We start from the raw sequence: 14573 nt of genomic DNA on the forward strand, positions 1-14573 counted from the left end.
TCGACATTGCACTATCACTTTTCGACTTTTGCTGCATGCTCGCGATACTCCTGCGGCGTCACGCCCGCTGCCTTCTTGAAGAGCCTGTAGAACGATTGGTCGGTGGAGAAACCGACGGATTTCGCGATGTCGCTGATGCGCAATCCCTGCTGTCCGAGCAGCTCCTTGGCCTTTCGCATGCGGGAACGCGCGATGAATTCGGACAATCCCTCGTTCGTGATTTGCTTGTACAAGCGCGACAAATAATACGGGTTATGTCCGACCACTTCCCCGATGCGCGTGAGCGACAGGTCGCCGGCCAGGTTCTGATCGACGTACCATTGGACGTGCTTGACGATGTCGTTCTCTTGGAACGTCTGTCCGGCACGCTTGATCTCGAACAGCTCCTCGGCAAGCGCCGTGTAATAAGCGGTCGTCTCCGTCCAAGCACCCCGGTCGTTGAAATGAAGAAGCCGCGTCAAATCATGCCGCTCGGCCAGCTCGGCATGCAGGCCCCAGCGGTTGATGTACGACAAGAAGATCGCCGCCAGGTTGATGTCGATTTCCATGCGCAGCAGCTCGGTTCCCTCACCCCCGCCGATCGCCATCAGCTGGGCGTAATCGATGAAGAACTGGTGCCGCTGGCCGTTCTCCAGGAAAGCCGCGAGCGATTCCAGCGCCTTCAATCCGGAGCGCACGGCATGATCATGGCCGCCTGCCGGGAGCGGCTCGCCGCGCCGCTGCTGCCCGAGGATCAGCGCTCCCCGTCCGAGTCCGGCGCCGAAATTGAGCAGCAGCTTCAAGTTCTCGAACTGCTCGGCTGCCTGCGGCCATGGCCGGAAGTCGGACGCAACCGCGAGCGAGAGGCTGAGCTTCAGCAGCTGGTCGGAAGTTTGCTGGATACTCTCGGCCATGCCCTGCGCGAAACGGACCGTCCGCGCGCGGATCTGCTCGCCCTGCTTGCCGTCCGGGACAGGTTCGTTCGGCTGGATCATCCAGACGATCTTGTTCTTGTCGAACGCCACGGATACGCTCTTGGCTCCGCCGTGCCAGTATTCTTCCGCGATGTTGCGGATGGCGTACACGAGCAGTTCCCGGTCCGATAGCGTGAAGCCGTCCTTCCAGTCGTCGACGCGCCCGACGGCAAGCAGCACGGGCGCGTTGGCATCGAGCGGAATGTCGAGCCCCGCGAATTGTTCCGCCAGGTGACGGAGCGGCTGCGGTTCGCCGAGCAGCACCGCCCACAGAAATTCCTTGTGCAGCAGCGGCTTGGTCACGGACATGCGCTCCCGGGCCTGCGCGATCAACTGCTCCTTCTCCACGGCATCGTCCAGCTGACGGACGGCTTTGGCCACCGTCTCCTCGATCTTGCGCTCGCCTTCCGTCTTCAGCAAATAATCGACGCCGCTGTTGCGCATCGCTTGCTGGATATATTCGAAATCATCGTAGCCGGACAGGAAGATGACTTTGCACAGCGGCCACTGCAGGTTGATTTCCTGCTGCAGCTCCAGCCCGTTCATGCCCGGCATCCGGATATCGGACAGGACGATGTCGATCTTCATCCGCGCCATCAGCTCCAGCGCGGCCGCGGCCGTATAGACGCCGAACACCTCCAGCGCGAGCGTCTCCGATTTCTGAAACAAGTCGACCAGATTGTCGACGATCAGCCGTTCGTTATCCACGATCAGTAGACGATACATGTTCATTCTCCCTTCGCTTCGGAATCGTCAGCCTGATCCGCAATCCGCCCAGCGGACTGCGTGCCGCTTCAATGCCGCACTCGCCGCCGCTCGTCAGCATCATTCGCCGATGCACGTTCAGGATGCCCGTCGTCTCCTTGGCCCGGCCCACGTCCCGGAGACTGCGCGCCAGCGCCTGCAGCCGTTCATCGCTCAGACTGTCGCCGTTGTCCTCCACGACGATCGCCAGCCCGCCGGCCTCCGTCTCGAAACGGATCGCGAGCTTGCCGCCCGACACTTTGTCTTCCAGGCCGTGCTTGTATGCGTTCTCGACGAGCGGCTGCAGAATAAGCCGGGGCACGAGAACGTCCTTCCATCCGCCCGGGAGCGGTTCGCAGTGCGTCTCGATCGAGCCGGAGAAGCGCATATTCTGAATATCCAGGTAGGACTTGACGTGGGCCAGCTCCGATTCCAGCGTCACTTCCTCCTGCCCGGTCCGGGTAATGAACCGGAAGTATTCGCCGAGGCTGTCGAGCATGCGCAGCGACAGTTCCTGTTCTCCGCGGCGCACGAGCCCCTTCAGAATGAAGAAGCTGTTGAACAAGAAATGGGGGTTGATCTGCGACTGCAGCTGCTTCAGCTCGGAGCGCTGCGACAAGATCTGCTGCTCGTACACTTCTTGGATCAGCACGCGGATGCGCGCGACCATCTGATTGAACTGGCCGTACAAATAGTGGAACTCGTCACGCCAGCGATGCTTCACGGCGACACCGAGATCGCCTCTCTCCACCTTCCGGAACGCGTCGACAAGCAGGCCGAGCGGCCGGTGAATAACGCGGTGAATCGAGAACGAGAATAATGCGACGAGCGCAAGCGATATGACGGACAGCAGAAGCAGCCAGCGGCTATAGCGGGTGATCGGCGACAGCACCTGCTCCGTCGGCATGTACACGGCAAGGTAGGTATTGGTGACCGGCGAATATTCGTACGACGCGAAATAGTTCTTGCCATTCACGTTCACGCTGCCGCTGCCGGGACGTTCGCGGACGTCGGTTCCGAGGTTCGCGTTTCTCGCCGCGAGCTGCCGCAGTTCGGATTCGAGCGGGCCGAGCGGGCCGTCCGCCACATACCAATCCGAATCGGGGTTCCAGATGACGGCGTGGCCGTCGTTCGATTGGACGATGCCGGAGAGCATCTCCTTCAGCTTGCTTCGGGAAAGCTCGATTTCGAGCGCGAGAATCGGCTGCTGGCCAGGGCGGACGACCCCGGGGTAGAGCTGGCTGATCAACAGCCGGTTGTCGAACCTGAAAATCAGCGTCTGCATCGACGCCGGATTGAGGAGCGCCTGCATCTCGTCGGCCGGGATCCGGTCGTTGAGATCATTGGCGATAATGCTGCGGTCGAGCAGCGGAATGTACACCTTCACGTTCTCCACGAACGGCGTCGAGCTCTTCAGCAGATGAAGCTTATTTTTGACGCTCAGGATCGCCTGGACGCGTTCGAAATCGTTCATTAAATTAGCGGCGGTCGCAAGCCGCTGAAAGTCGCTGTCGTTCGCATACTCCGCCTTCAGCTGGTTCAACCGCGAAATCTCGGTATCGAGCGAGCTGCGATAGAAATGCACCTGGGACTGCACCGCCTGCGAGAGCTGCTTCTCGACGAGCTGCTTGCTCGACTGGTTCATCATGAAGCTGATCGCATAGATCGGCACGATCACGAGCAGGAAGCAGAGCACCAGTTTCGGATAAATCGAAAACGCGGGCAGATGCCGGCGGAATGAACCTTGCATGGCCTATCATCGCCCCTTTCGGCGTATAACCTTATTCCATTCTTTCGTTCCATCGATCGTTCTTTATAGATTAGTGCAGCCGGATGCCTAGTTCTAGTCGCTATTTTGTACATCCCGTTCGCGCATTTATACAATCGCCGCCGATCGTTCCCGGCAGGCGATCATGCGGGCCTTGCGCAACAAAACGGCCCCGATCCGACAGAAGCGGATCCAAGGCCGTTAACGGTCTTTATTGGCAAATCGGCTGGACAAAACCCGGTAGACTTAAGCGGTCTCCTTATGATTCGATAGATCGGTATGCCGAGCCGAGCCGGGTCATGTCGGGTCATGCCAGGTCAAGCCGTCTCCGTCGTCTCGAGGAAGAGAATCAAGCGGGCGGATCAAGCCTCCGGCGCCTTCGCTCGGCTCTTCAACACGTCGGTTTCTTCCAGCACGGCAACGGCCAGATAGGCCGCGAAGATCGCCAACAGGCACATAAGCGGATAACCGTAGCGCCCGAAGGTTATAAACGGTAGATGGATGAACCAATAATAGAGAAACGGCAGCAGAATCGGCATCACCCGTTTGAACCCGCTCCGGAAGAGCGCCAGCGCGATGCCCGCAAACCCGGCCAGCACGAAGATGACCTGCAGGACGTTGATCAGCGGCCTCGGCAGGCCCGGAACCGGACGGGAGTAGAACGGATTCTCGAACAGCTCCAGCGACTTGCCGACCGTGAACCAGTACGTATAGGGCAGCGTCTGGTGCTTGAAACCGTAGGCGATGAGCCTTTTTGCCGTCCGTTTCTGCTCCGTGTCGTAGCCCGCGAACAGGTTCTTGCTGTCGTTCTTGTATTCCGGATATTGCTCGAAGAAGCCCTTCGGCGGCGCGGCGCGATCGATCAGCGCGCCGAGCAGCATCGGATTGCCCGTCGACTTCGTAAACGGAATGAATTCGTGGAAGTCCGCGTAATTGCGGACCCACCAAGGCGACAGCAGCAGCATGCTGCACGCTCCGACGATCGCCGTATACTTGACGATTTCAGCCCGGCTGTACCGGCGGATCAGCCACATGACGAGCAGGCACGCCGGAATGAGCGCGCACTGCGGCTTCACGTAGCAGGCCAGACCGAGCATGATGCCCGCGAAGACGTAAGCGCCCGCCGTTCTTTTCCTGACCGCATAGAGAAAACTGCAGATGAGCAACAAAAAGAGCAGTTTGAACGTCGATTCCGTTAGAATCGCGCCGGAGGCGAACAGGTTCGGGATGTACAGCGCGTCGAGCAACGCAGCCGCCACCGCGACCCGCCTGCCGAGCGTTTCGCGCGCCAGAATGAAGACCAAGTAGATCGAAGCGGCCTGCATGAAGCATTGCAGAATCCGGAATCCCATGACCGCCGCATCGCGGTCCAGGAAGGACAAGAACCCGCTTAACAGGACGGGAATGGCCGGCATGATGAAATTCGTCGGCTGCATGCCGCTGTTGTAGACAAGCGTTCCATGCTCCAGCAGCACCTGCGCGGAGTAGACGTATTTCACATCGTCGTTATTGCGCAGCTCGTACGAGCCCAGCAGGAAGTGATCGCCCAGCCAGAGCACGATAGCCATATGTATCAGAAGCACGGCCGACATGAGTACCCATAGAAACGTCCGCATGCGGGGGCTTTCCGATCGTAGTGAGAACAATTCGACAACTCCTTCCAATGATTGGTATTCTTTTCAATAACGTTTTCTATTATACTATATTGGATTTGGATAGGAGCAACCCCCGGCATCGAAGATGAGAAAGAAGGTTACACGCATGATGCAGCATCAGCGCAACAGCGATATTCTGATTATTATTCCGGCGTACAACGAAGAAGCGACGCTCGCCAGAACGGTATCCGAGTTGAAACGGCATACGCCGTACGACTTTATCGTCATCGACGACGGCTCCAAGGACAGCACGCCCGATATTATTCGCGAGGAAGGCCTTCCCGCGCTGCGGCACGCCGTCAATCTCGGCATCGGCGGCTCCATGCAGAGCGGCTACAAGTACGCGCACCGCGGCGGCTACCGGTACGCCATTCAGTTGGACGCGGACGGCCAGCACCGGCCGGAAGACATCGCGAAGCTCGTCCGCGAAATCGAAACGAGCGGCTGCGATATGGTCATCGGCTCGCGGTTCGTCGAGAAGAGCGGCTATCGGGGCAGCTTGTCCCGCCGTATCGGCATTTTCTATTTCCACCATTTGATCCGGGTGCTGACGGGCATTCCGGTCTACGATCCCACATCGGGCTTCCGCATCGTCGGAAGAGCCGCCATCGAGCAATTCGCCCGCCATTATCCGACGGATTATCCCGAGGTCGAGGTGCTGGTGAGCTTGTCCAAGCGCGGGTTCAAAATCAAGGAGATCAGCGTGGAGATGCGCGGCCGCCAAGGCGGCACCTCGTCCATCAACTGGTCGAAATCGATCTATTACATGTTGAAAGTAACGCTGTTCTCGGTGATTCGCAAAAGCTTCTCGTAGGCAGAAATAACGGACCTCCCGTCCGCTCGAAAAGGATTTGAAGCCATGAATCAGTTTGTCGCCATCCTGATCACGTTGTTCTTCCTCGGGCTGATCGTCTCCTTCACGGTTACGCACAAGCTGAAGGACCGCTACGCCTTCCTGTGGCTCGTCACCGCCGCTCTGGGCGTGCTGGCGGCCGCATGCATTCCGCTCCTCAACCGGTTCTCGGAATGGCTCGGCATCTACTACATGCCGACGTTCGTCTTCCTCGTGACGATCATCTACATGCTTGCGCTGCTCGTCCGCCAGACGATCAGCTTGTCCAAGCAGTCCGATCAGATCAAGACCTTGACGCAGGAGTTCGCCGTCATGGAGAAGAAGCTGCTGGAACTTCATCAACTGGCGGACCGAGGTGAACCAAGGACATGAATTTCGTCCAATTCCTGCTCATACTAGCGAACACGCTCATGCTCGTCGCAGGGCAGTTTCTATGGAAATACGGGCTGATGCAGCGGGACAAGCCGTTCGAATCGCTGCGCACCATCCTGGAGCTGGTGTTCTCGCCTTATATCCTCGGCGGCTTGTTCATTTATGGCTGCGCGACCGTGCTATGGCTGTTCATCGTGTCCAAAGTCGATCTCGGTCTCGCGTACCCGATTCAGAGCTTGGCGTACATCATCTCCATCATCGGCGCCTACTACCTGTTCGACGAATCGCTGAACGGGCTGAAGATCGCCGGATGCCTGCTCATTCTCGCCGGCGTCGCGTGCATCGGCCTGTCCGCGAAGTACGCGGCATAATGTAAGACTCCAATCAAAAAGCACGACGCAGGCGAAGGCCCTCCGAATCCGCGATATGCGGAACGGACGCCCAAGTCGGCTCGTGCTTGTTGTCTTTAAGGCGTATGCATGATCCCAGTACGACTCTTTACGGGTTATGCGCTATTGCTGCTTCTCCGCATTCGGATCGCCGATGCCGCAGCCGTCATCCGTGCATACCTGTCCCGTGTTGCTGTTCGTCGAGGAAGGGTCGAGCATGATGAGCGGCTTCTCCTCTTCCCAGCATTTCTCGAGCACGTCCAGGAACACTTCGCTCGGCTGCGCGCCCGCTACCGCATATTTGCGGTTGATGACGTAGAACGGCACGCCGTTCGCGCCGAGCTGCGACGCTTCGCGGCACTCCGCCTCCACTTCCGCCTTGAATTCGTCGCTGCGCAGCACCGCTTCCGCTTCTTTCGGATCGAGTCCGATTTCTTCCGCGATCGCAATCAGCGTCTCCAGCCGGCCCACATGCTTGGAATCGGTAAAATACGCCTTGAACAGCTGCTCCGCCGCCTCCGTCCGCTTGCCGTAACGGCCGGCGAAATGAATCAGGCGATGCGCGTCGAGCGAGTTCGCCGGGTAGGCATGCTCGAAATTGTACGCGAGCCCGAGCTCCGCCGCTTGGTTGACGAGATTCTCGTGCATGGCGATGGACTGCTCCCGGCTGATGCCGTATTTCTTCGCAACGAGCCCGTACGCATCCAGCGCCGGCTCCTTGTCCGCGTTCGGATCCAATTGAAAACTCCGATACACGACTTCGATTTCGTCCTTGTGCGCGAACTTCGCAAGTCCCGCTTCGAATCTGCGCTTGCCGATATAGCAGAACGGGCAGGCGATGTCGGACCATACTTCCACTTTCATGCTGACACTCTCCATGATCAGAATAAGCCTTCGTCTTCCTGGCTTTGCATGCTTGACTGTATTATACCGCCAACTCCCCGGCAGGTCGAATAGATCGGCTTACGAGCGGGCAGCAAGCAGGAGTAGCCGTTCGCAGCGAGAATGTACTTCCATAGCAAGCTGTCATTCCATGCGGAGAAGGGGACTTGATCATGAGCACGAATCTATTCCACGATGTAGCTGCGAGAAACGGCTTCACCTGGGCGAACGAGCCCGAGCGCTGGTCGTACACAGCGGATGGCGGACTCTACGTCGAAGCGCCGGCGAAAGCCGACTATTATCAAGACCCGGCGGGCAAGCATATCGTCAGCTCGGCCCCGTTCCTGCGGCTGCAGGCCGGCGTTGCCTTCGAGCTGACGACCAGGCTCGGCGCGGCGATGAAGGACCAATACGATTCCGGCTGCCTCATGCTGCTGGCCGACGACCGGAACTGGGCGAAGCTGTGCTTCGAGCACAACGGCCGCTATCCGACGATCGTCTCCGTCGTCACGCAGAACGGCGTCTCCGATGACTGCAATTCGATGCGGGTCGACGTCGAGAAGCCGTACCTGCGCATTACGCGAACGAATGCATGCATCGCCTTTCATTATTCGGAAGATGGCGAGGCGTGGGAACAGGTCCGCTACTTCGGGATGCAGCTGCCCGTCAACGTGCATGCCGGCGTCGTCGCGCAGTCCCCCCAAGGGACGGGATGCGCGGTCACGTTCGATTTTCTGACGCTGACGGAGTCCGAGCTTGCCCGCTCGTAACGGCGTCGCTCCGCGGCCTGAATAGGTCAGCCAAGTGATAGGCTGACCTCGGCAATGAAACAGCGACAAGCCAAAGGGCCGGAAATAAAGGCCTCGGCTGCCGCTGGTTCAGGCGTTCTATCGTCCCTCGTCGTTGAGCAAAGCCCTCTTCAAATCGTATGAGGTCGAGGTATAACCAATATCGGTTTCATAAATTCTTAGAAAAATAAACCTTAACCAACCGCCCTCGGGATTGTGATCGTCAATGGTGTCTGGAAATTCACTTGAATTTGTACAATCTCTCAACATCACAACCCGATAATTATGATGGCGGGCACCTATGCAAGTATGGAATAGACACGATTTCAAATGGAAGCCAACCGTAATTAACGTATCAATGTTCCAGGTTTTTAGATAATAATCCAGCACAGTTCCGTTGAATCCGTCTTTATGCGATTTTGGAATAACTGCCTCGTCATCGAGCGGTTGTATGGACGGATTAAATTTAGGGATCAGCGGTTTCCAACTGTTTTCAAGAGCGTCTAGTCCATGAATTTTTGTTGTGACATCGTTTGGTCCCCCAACGCCATATATAGCGTTGAATAAATAAACGATCTTCATGCCAGACTCCCTCGCGATGCTGAGTGCCGAGCAAATCCCGTTCTCAATAACATGTTTTTCAGCGGAAGATTCATCACAATCAACTAAAAGAAACGCGGTTCTTTCCGGAACGATATTAATTTGCAAATCAGAGTCGGCATTATATTTTCTTACGCATAATCTTATTTCCGATGTTGTATGTTCCATGGCCAGACACCGCCTTCACCCGTATTGTAATGAATAAGTTTTGCTCGATATCCTCTTGTTCTCAGTTACAACAATGAGGATACTTCATCCAGAATCGGCGCACATATATTGGCTACGGCACCGACGGAAAATGGATTGTTATAGTCGATATAGGAAAAAGGATAGTTGAAGAGATGCGGTTGGTTCTGCCAAGAGGTCCCGCGCTTAACGGACTCCTGACTGCTCTTGGCACGCCATGGCATATATTTCAGTTCAATATCACGCCACAGTTCGCATCGTTGAGCTTTCGTAAATGCGATATCCTCATGTACGGTGTGCTCAAATTCGTCAATCGCGCATCGGTAAGGAAGATATCGCAGCTCGACGATACGGTAATTTGGGTCTATTCGTTCGACGATAGAAGCAACATCGATTCGGAGAATCCCATGAAACGGGAGCTTGCCGTTACCGGCCAGTCGCATGTGATCGTGCAAGACGGCGAGATCGATGTGCTTACGGCTCACAGGGATTATCGGATACGTATAAATACGTAGATGGAGCCTATCGCAAAGAGAATCCTTGATTTACCGATACGCTGTCAGCATCGTGCGAAATAACCTGCCGCTCAATCCGGCATCCTCAAGAAAATCGTCCAGAGCATCGACGAACGATGCTCTGGACGAATCAAGCATCAAGTATTCATCTCGGTCACAAGCTGCGCCATTTCCTCGATTGACTCCGCTTTACCTCGACGAATCCAATCCATGAGGACAAAGAACAAGCCAGCAGCCATGAAGGTGTTCCAGTAATAAGCCCTCATGCCTTTATAATTCTCCCATGTCACCGTAGCGTTGTAGAACTCGCCAAGCGCTTCCGAAAACAAACGAAACAAAATCTGATTGTAGCCTCGTTCCAGAGACTCGAGAAACAGGCCCGAGTGTCTGTCGAAGTATCCGACCAGCTCATGCGAAACCGTTTCCGGGGTGCGTACCGACAGGTTTTGGGCTTTTCGAAAGAACGCTTCGTATAGTTTATTGGTATATTCTTCGATAACCTGACTTTTATCACGGTAATGACGGTAAAAAGCCATGCGAGAAACGCCCGCTTTTTGAGCGATGTCGGTGACCGTGATAGTCGCGTAATCTTTTTCTTTAAGAAGCAAGAATAAACTTTCGGTAATGCTTTCCTTCGTTAGTTGTTTCTGACTCTCGGCATACGTCTGAGGCATTACACTTTGCTCCTTGTGTCACGGATGATCCGCCTAACATTGATTTTTGGCTGCCTTGACCCTATGATATTCAACGTAACGTTACAAGTGTAACACAATAGGGAAAGCGGAGGGGATGCTTGTGACCGTTCAACAACCGATTAGAAGTGCATTCACTTATAAAAGCTCAGCCATGCAGGTAGTTAAAGGCATCGATTTGTCGGGACGAGTCGCGATAGTAACGGGAGGGTACGGCGGAATTGGATTAGAGACCGTCAAGGCTTTATCTGCTGCCGGAGCAACTGTACTCGTACCTGCCCGACGCATTGAAGCTGCACGAACGGCAATAGGGAAACTGCCCAACGTAGAACTCGGCACGCTTGATTTAATGGATCCCGCTTCAATCGATGCTTTTGCCGGCAATTTCCTGAAGTCGAACCGACCGCTCCATATGCTCATCAACAGCGCTGGCATCATGTATCCGCCGTTGCAACGTGACAAACGGGGCTACGAGTCCCAGTTCTCGACCAATCATTTGGGACATTTCCAATTAACGGCCCGATTGCTCCCGGCCTTGAAGCAGGCTAACGGCGCCCGCGTGATAGCCGTCTCCAGCCGCGCCCAACGTGAGGGAGGGATTATTTGGGGGGATATCCATTTTGAACGCTCCGAATACACACCGCGTCTTGCGTACGCGCAATCAAAAACGGCGAATAGTTTATTTGCCGTAGAGCTTGACGGCTTGGCTAAAAAGTACAGCATACGAGCCTTTGCCGTTCATCCAGGCTTAGTGCCTACGACAGGCATTGGCCGCTTCTCCGGAAATGGCGGCGGAATGGCTATGAATATGATCAATAAACTCGGCCTGATCCGATTGCGCAACTTGATTGCGGCTATGAAAGCCGGATTCAACCGAACAGCATACGACTACTATAAAACCATCGGTCAAGGAGCCTCAACCCAGACCTGGGCAGCCACAACCGCGGAATTAGACGGGACTGGAGGCGTTTTTCTTGAAGATAACAACATTGCCATTGCCGTGGCAGCCGATTCGAAATCCCGTTTCGGCGTGCGGCCTTGGGCTATCGATAAGCTTCAAGCGGAACGTTTATGGAAATTGAGCGAGGAAATGACGGGCGTTACATTTGAATTGTAATTGCTGCACTGAGATTTCGCCTTCGCCTATGGCAGGGTTCGCCAGGAATTAACATGAACGAGCCCCCCGTCAAAAAAAGACCGCTTCCCGACAATTCCGGGAAGCGGTCTTCGTGCATAGCATGCCGCGCGTTAGCCGCGCAGGATCGTCTCGATGCTTGCCAGCTCCTCGTCCGTGAACGAGAGATTGTTCAGCGCCGCGACGTTGTCTTCGATCTGGCTGACGCGGCTTGCGCCGATCAGCGCCGACGTCACGCGTCCGCCGCGAAGCACCCACGCGAGCGACATTTGCGCCAGCGATTGGCCGCGCTCCTGCGCGATCGCGTTCAGCTTCTGCAGCTTGGCCACCGTTTGCGGCGACACCGCCGATTCCTGCAGGAAGCCCGTCTTGCTGGCCGCGCGCGAATCGGCCGGAATGCTGCCGCCCAAGTACTTGTTCGTCAGCAAGCCCTGCGCCAGCGGGCAGAACGCGATGCTGCCGACGCCGTTCTCCTGGAGCACGTCCTGCAGGCCGTTCTCGATCCAGCGATCGAACATGTTATAGCTTGGCTGATGGATAAGCAAGCGCGTGCCGAGCTTGTTCGCGATCGCAATCGCTTCCGCCGTCTGCTCCGCGTTGTAGCTGGAGATGCCGACATAGAGCGCCTTGCCGGAGCGGACGATGTGATCGAGCGCGCCGATCGTTTCTTCCAGCGGCGTTTCCGGGTCGAAGCGGTGGGAGTAGAAGATATCGACATAGTCCAGGTTCATCCGCTTCAAGCTTTGATCCAGGCTCGAAATCAAATATTTGCGGGAGCCCCACTCGCCGTAAGGGCCCGGCCACATATAATAACCGGCTTTGGACGAAATAACGAGCTCGTCGCGGTACGGCTGCAAGTCCGACGTCATCATGCGGCCGAACATTTCTTCCGCCGATCCTGCCGGAGGTCCGTAGTTGTTCGCCAGGTCGAAATGCGTAATGCCGAGGTCGAACGCCCGGCGAAGCATCGCGCGGCCGTTCTCGTATGTGTCCACGCCGCCGAAGTTATGCCAAAGTCCCAGGGAAATCGCAGGGAGCTTCAGTCCCGATTTGCCGACGCGATTGTAAGTCATCGATGCGTAGCGTTCTTGATTTGCTGCGTATACCACCATGATCGCTCCTTCTTGGTACGTATTGGAATGGATGAAGACTACTCCATCTTACCTCAGTTGCTCCGGCTTGTCAGCCCGCTTATGCTTGAGCCGCCGGCTGCGGCTGCAGCGCCAGCGTATAGAAATTCGCCGTCCGCTGTTCGGTCTTGCCGCCCCCGCCGTAGATCACGATGAGCAGCGTCTCCTCGTCCTTGGATACGACGCCCTCGGCCAAATAACGGCGCAGATCGAACGGCAGCCGCTCGATGACGGCATGCTTATGCAGCTCCTTCTCGTTCAAGCCGAGCCCGGCGAACGCCTCGGATACGCCCGACGGACGCTCCGCCAGCCGTCTCATCCAGCCGCTCCAATCGTCCTTCTCCATGCTGAAGTCCCACCAGACTTTGCGCGGCTTGTAGTTATGGCCGAGGAAGTAATCGAGCTTCATCAAGCCGAGCGCGACATCAAGCGACCAGTCCCGCTCCGCGGTTTCCGCGCGCTTCGTATAGTCTTCCGACAGAAACGCCCACAGCCGCGCGAACAGATCCTCCAGCTGATGGCCGATCTTCTGCCAGCCCCGGCCTTCCCAGAAGTCGCCGAAGAACTGGAAGAAGTCGAAGGCCGACGGGAACGCGCGCTCGATCAGATAGAGCAGCGCATGGTCCATCCGGTGCGCGTTCCAATACTTCTCCAGCACGTCCTCCACCCGCTTGATGCGCACGATGTCCGAGAACGGCAAAATATCGTTGCCGAGAATTTCGTAAGGCGCGCGGTCCATGTAGATGTAGCCGTGCTTCTCCGCGTCGATCCGCATGCCGGTGCCGCGCAGCATCTTCAGGAAGCCGAGCTGCAGCTCCTCCGGACGAAGGGCGAACACGTCGTTGAACGTATTGCGGAACGAATCGTAATTCTCATGCGGCAAGCCGGCGATCAGATCGAGATGCTGGTCGATTTTGCCGCTGGCCTTGACCTTGTTGACCGTCCGCGACAGCTTCGCGAAGTTCTGGCGCCGCTGCACGGCTTCGTTCGTCAGGTCGTTCGTCGACTGCACCCCGATCTCGAAGCGGAAGACGCCCGGCGGGGCGTTCTCCGCCAAGTAATCGAGCACCTCCGGACGCATGATGTCCGCCGTAATCTCGAACTGGAACACGCAGCCCCGATGGTTCTCGATCAGGAACTTGAAGATCTCGAGCGCATAGTCGCGCTTGATATTGAACGTCCGGTCCACGAACTTGATTAGCTTCGCGCCGGAATCGATCAGGTACAGAATGTCCGATTTCGTCCGTTCCATATCGAAGTACCGCACGCCGACCTCGATGCTCGACAGGCAGAACTGACAGCTGAACGGGCAGCCGCGGCTCGTCTCGAAGTAGACGACGCGGCTGGCGAGCCGGGAGACGTCCTCGGGAAAACGGTGCGGCGACGGCAGCGTCGCCAGATCGAGCTTCGGGCGCGGCGGGTTGACGATGTGCTCGATCCGTCCATCCTCGTGCGCCTTGCGGTAAGCGAGCCCGAACACCAGATGGAACTTGCGGGAGCCGGACAGCTCCGTCAGCAGATGGTGGAACGTCTCCTCGCCTTCGCCGACGACGATCGTATCGACCTGCGGCAGCCGCTCCAGCCAATGCGCCGTATCGTAGCTGACCTCGGGGCCGCCGAGCACGATGTGCAGCTCCGGTTTGATTTTGCGGAGCATGTCGATGACCGTGATCGTCTCTTCGATGTTCCAAATATAGCAGGAGAAGCCGATCACGTCGGGCCCGTGCGCGAACAAATCCGCAACGATGTTCATCGCGGGGTCCTTGATCGTATATTCGGCGATAGCGATATCGAAATCTTTTTCGCTGTACGCCTTCAAACAGCGAAGCGCAAGCGAAGTATGTATATATTTGGCGTTCAAGGTCGCCAGTACGACTTTCATCCGTTCGTCCTTCCTTCATCATCGCAATT

General features: G+C 56.6%; 14 protein-coding genes. 5 read left to right on the top strand and 9 right to left on the bottom strand.

Annotated elements, in window-relative coordinates; genetic code table 11:
- Positions 1-14: 14 nt before the first annotated feature.
- The 3 genes from GXP70_RS24040 to GXP70_RS24050 form a co-directional block, all read right to left on the bottom strand.
- Complete coding sequence (locus GXP70_RS24040; protein WP_162359172.1) at positions 15-1679, bottom strand: response regulator; 1665 nt, start codon at positions 1677-1679, stop codon at positions 15-17.
- The gene (locus GXP70_RS24045) at positions 1654-3447 is read right to left on the bottom strand and encodes a cache domain-containing sensor histidine kinase (protein WP_162359173.1); all 1794 of its coding nucleotides are present in this window, start codon (positions 3445-3447) and stop codon (positions 1654-1656) included. The genes GXP70_RS24040 and GXP70_RS24045 overlap by 26 nt, the downstream gene beginning before the upstream one ends.
- A gap of 380 nt (positions 3448-3827) precedes the next feature.
- Entirely contained in the window at positions 3828-5111 is a 1284-nt protein-coding gene (locus GXP70_RS24050; protein ID WP_225442539.1) for an ArnT family glycosyltransferase, read from the bottom strand.
- 115 nt (positions 5112-5226) lie between these two features.
- On the opposite strand from GXP70_RS24050, the gene GXP70_RS24055 reads away from it, so the two are divergent.
- Genes GXP70_RS24055 through GXP70_RS24065 form a run of 3 tightly spaced genes read left to right on the top strand, consistent with a single transcriptional unit; the run spans position 5227 to position 6716 of the window.
- Positions 5227-5934 carry a glycosyltransferase family 2 protein gene (locus GXP70_RS24055; RefSeq protein ID WP_192043387.1) on the top strand — a complete coding sequence of 236 codons (708 nt, stop codon included), beginning with the start codon at positions 5227-5229 and terminating at the stop codon, positions 5932-5934.
- Between the two features lie 45 nt (positions 5935-5979).
- Positions 5980-6345 (top strand): DUF2304 domain-containing protein, encoded by a 366-nt coding sequence (locus tag GXP70_RS24060; RefSeq protein ID WP_162359175.1) that lies wholly within the window; start codon positions 5980-5982, stop codon positions 6343-6345.
- On the top strand, positions 6342-6716 hold the full coding sequence (locus tag GXP70_RS24065; RefSeq protein WP_162359176.1) for an EamA family transporter: 375 nt from the start codon (positions 6342-6344) through the stop codon (positions 6714-6716). The genes GXP70_RS24060 and GXP70_RS24065 overlap by 4 nt, the downstream gene beginning before the upstream one ends.
- A 141-nt stretch (positions 6717-6857) precedes the next feature.
- Here GXP70_RS24065 and GXP70_RS24070 read toward each other — a convergent pair whose 3' ends face one another.
- Positions 6858-7598, bottom strand: coding sequence for a DsbA family oxidoreductase (locus GXP70_RS24070; RefSeq protein ID WP_162359177.1), 741 nt, complete (start codon positions 7596-7598; stop codon positions 6858-6860).
- Positions 7599-7789: 191 nt separating this feature from the next.
- On the opposite strand from GXP70_RS24070, the gene GXP70_RS24075 reads away from it, so the two are divergent.
- A complete protein-coding gene (locus tag GXP70_RS24075) occupies positions 7790-8386 on the top strand; it encodes a DUF1349 domain-containing protein (RefSeq protein WP_162359178.1) in 597 nt (198 codons plus the stop codon).
- 117 nt (positions 8387-8503) lie between these two features.
- Here the strand turns inward: GXP70_RS24075 and GXP70_RS24080 are convergent, their stop codons facing one another.
- The 3 genes from GXP70_RS24080 to GXP70_RS24090 form a co-directional block, all read right to left on the bottom strand.
- Positions 8504-9172, bottom strand: coding sequence for a cysteine hydrolase family protein (locus GXP70_RS24080; RefSeq protein ID WP_162359179.1), 669 nt, complete (start codon positions 9170-9172; stop codon positions 8504-8506).
- A gap of 65 nt (positions 9173-9237) precedes the next feature.
- Positions 9238-9675: a M3 family oligoendopeptidase gene (locus GXP70_RS24085; protein ID WP_162359180.1), complete on the bottom strand. Its 438-nt coding sequence runs from the start codon at positions 9673-9675 to the stop codon at positions 9238-9240.
- Positions 9676-9842: 167 nt separating this feature from the next.
- Positions 9843-10379: a TetR/AcrR family transcriptional regulator gene (locus GXP70_RS24090; protein ID WP_162359181.1), complete on the bottom strand. Its 537-nt coding sequence runs from the start codon at positions 10377-10379 to the stop codon at positions 9843-9845.
- Positions 10380-10494: 115 nt separating this feature from the next.
- On the opposite strand from GXP70_RS24090, the gene GXP70_RS24095 reads away from it, so the two are divergent.
- Complete coding sequence (locus GXP70_RS24095) at positions 10495-11514, top strand: SDR family NAD(P)-dependent oxidoreductase (protein WP_162359182.1); 1020 nt, start codon at positions 10495-10497, stop codon at positions 11512-11514.
- Between the two features lie 131 nt (positions 11515-11645).
- On the opposite strand, the gene mgrA is transcribed toward GXP70_RS24095, so the two are convergent.
- Both mgrA and GXP70_RS24105 read right to left on the bottom strand, forming a co-directional pair.
- Positions 11646-12641: an L-glyceraldehyde 3-phosphate reductase gene (gene mgrA, locus GXP70_RS24100; protein ID WP_162359183.1), complete on the bottom strand. Its 996-nt coding sequence runs from the start codon at positions 12639-12641 to the stop codon at positions 11646-11648.
- An 82-nt stretch (positions 12642-12723) separates the two neighbouring features.
- Positions 12724-14544 carry a B12-binding domain-containing radical SAM protein gene (locus GXP70_RS24105; protein ID WP_162359184.1) on the bottom strand — a complete coding sequence of 607 codons (1821 nt, stop codon included), beginning with the start codon at positions 14542-14544 and terminating at the stop codon, positions 12724-12726.
- Between the last annotated feature and the right edge of the window lie 29 nt (positions 14545-14573).

The sequence above is a fragment of the Paenibacillus lycopersici genome (assembly GCF_010119935.1).
GTDB lineage: Bacteria > Bacillota > Bacilli > Paenibacillales > Paenibacillaceae > Paenibacillus_Z > Paenibacillus_Z lycopersici.

What these genes read in the sequence shown, in the direction of transcription:
- GXP70_RS24040 (WP_162359172.1), bottom strand. Translation starts at nt 1,679, where the DNA reads ATGTATCGTCTACTGATCGTGGATAACGAACGGCTGATCGTCGACAAT.
- GXP70_RS24045 (WP_162359173.1), bottom strand. Translation starts at nt 3,447, where the DNA reads ATGCAAGGTTCATTCCGCCGGCATCTGCCCGCGTTTTCGATTTATCCG.
- GXP70_RS24055 (WP_192043387.1), top strand. Translation starts at nt 5,227, where the DNA reads ATGATGCAGCATCAGCGCAACAGCGATATTCTGATTATTATTCCGGCG.
- GXP70_RS24060 (WP_162359175.1), top strand. Translation starts at nt 5,980, where the DNA reads ATGAATCAGTTTGTCGCCATCCTGATCACGTTGTTCTTCCTCGGGCTG.
- GXP70_RS24065 (WP_162359176.1), top strand. Translation starts at nt 6,342, where the DNA reads ATGAATTTCGTCCAATTCCTGCTCATACTAGCGAACACGCTCATGCTC.
- GXP70_RS24070 (WP_162359177.1), bottom strand. Translation starts at nt 7,598, where the DNA reads ATGAAAGTGGAAGTATGGTCCGACATCGCCTGCCCGTTCTGCTATATC.
- GXP70_RS24075 (WP_162359178.1), top strand. Translation starts at nt 7,790, where the DNA reads ATGAGCACGAATCTATTCCACGATGTAGCTGCGAGAAACGGCTTCACC.
- GXP70_RS24080 (WP_162359179.1), bottom strand. Translation starts at nt 9,172, where the DNA reads ATGGAACATACAACATCGGAAATAAGATTATGCGTAAGAAAATATAAT.
- GXP70_RS24090 (WP_162359181.1), bottom strand. Translation starts at nt 10,379, where the DNA reads ATGCCTCAGACGTATGCCGAGAGTCAGAAACAACTAACGAAGGAAAGC.
- GXP70_RS24095 (WP_162359182.1), top strand. Translation starts at nt 10,495, where the DNA reads ATGCTTGTGACCGTTCAACAACCGATTAGAAGTGCATTCACTTATAAA.
- GXP70_RS24105 (WP_162359184.1), bottom strand. Translation starts at nt 14,544, where the DNA reads ATGAAAGTCGTACTGGCGACCTTGAACGCCAAATATATACATACTTCG.